The sequence below is a fragment of the Pseudomonas sp. GXM4 genome, assembly GCF_008923895.1.
Lineage (GTDB): Bacteria > Pseudomonadota > Gammaproteobacteria > Pseudomonadales > Pseudomonadaceae > Aquipseudomonas > Aquipseudomonas atacamensis.
Map to the genome: position 1 here is coordinate 1 of NZ_WBRZ01000511.1, position 1,024 is coordinate 1,024.

General features: G+C 60.5%; 1 protein-coding gene. It reads right to left on the reverse strand.

Going from position 1 to position 1,024, the window contains the following annotated elements:
- Positions 1-211: 211 nt before the first annotated feature.
- Positions 212-571: a DUF6124 family protein gene (locus tag F8N49_RS27815; RefSeq protein ID WP_024012116.1), complete on the reverse strand. Its 360-nt coding sequence runs from the start codon at positions 569-571 to the stop codon at positions 212-214.
- Positions 572-1,024 lie beyond the last annotated feature (453 nt).

The following is a 1,024-nucleotide window of genomic DNA, read 5'->3' on the forward strand; positions in this document are numbered from 1 at the left end:
GGCATCGACTCCGACGGAAAGGTGACGGAGTGAGTTAACGCGCGTTGGCGGGATTGCGCACCTGTCAGAGTTGACAGGTGCGCCGTGGTATCCGACGAGCGGTCGTCGTCGCGAACCGGCCCGCTCCGCGTTTGGAATGCGGTCAAACTGTGGGAGCGAGCCTGCTCGCGAAGGGGCCAGAATGGACAGCCAACAGCTCAGCTTTTCTGCCTCACTGCGGCAATTCCAGATTATCCAGCACCCGATTCACCGCCAATTCTCCGAGCATGATCAACTGCGCAATCCCCATCAGCGTCCGCCGCTGCGATGGCTTTACCAGCCCGGCGAATTCCTGGGCGATGGTTTTCGCTGAGGCGAGGGTTTCGCAGGCGTTGGCCAGCAGGTCTTCGTTTTTGGTGTCGGCAGTGACCGCGTACATGGCGCGGGGGCTGAACGGCGGTGGGGTCGAGCCGGGTGGGCAGAGGTAGTGGTCGAGGGCGCGGTCGGCGGCTTGGTGAAGTTTTTTTGAGTCGAGGGATTCGTAGGGGGAGGTGGGGTCGGATTCGGGTGGGTTGGGTGTTGGTTTGATCATGGGTGAAGCTCCTAGAGTCGACGGAGCTGCCAACTTTCGCTGCGATACGAAATGGTTGGTGGCAGCTGTACGCGGGTCGCAGACCGGGACTCTAGAACCGGCAGACCCGAAGGTCTCCCACGTACAGCCGCCATAAACACAGCGGGTGTTGTGCGTCCAGAGATCGACGGGCTGCGAGACCCGATCGCTGATTCGTCAGCGACCGCACCACAATAGAATCCGCCCCCTAGGCGTACAAGCCGGCGGATTCTGGCGTAGCTGTAGGCAATGGCGCAAGAATTTGTAGCCTGGAAGGCGTGTCTGGAGGTGTCTTTTAAACAGCGGCGTTTAAAAGGCAAAAATTGGCAACAGCACGGTAGCGTCGGGAAGCAGGTGTTGGCTGTGAGGTCGCTTTCGCGAGCAGGCTCGCTCCCACAGGAATCTTCAGTGCTCACAGGGGTTGTGCCAGGGCCG

Bases quoted from the DNA above. Each gene is read 5' to 3' on its own strand.
- F8N49_RS27815 (WP_024012116.1), bottom strand. From the start codon at position 571: ATGATCAAACCAACACCCAACCCACCCGAATCCGACCCCACCTCCCCC.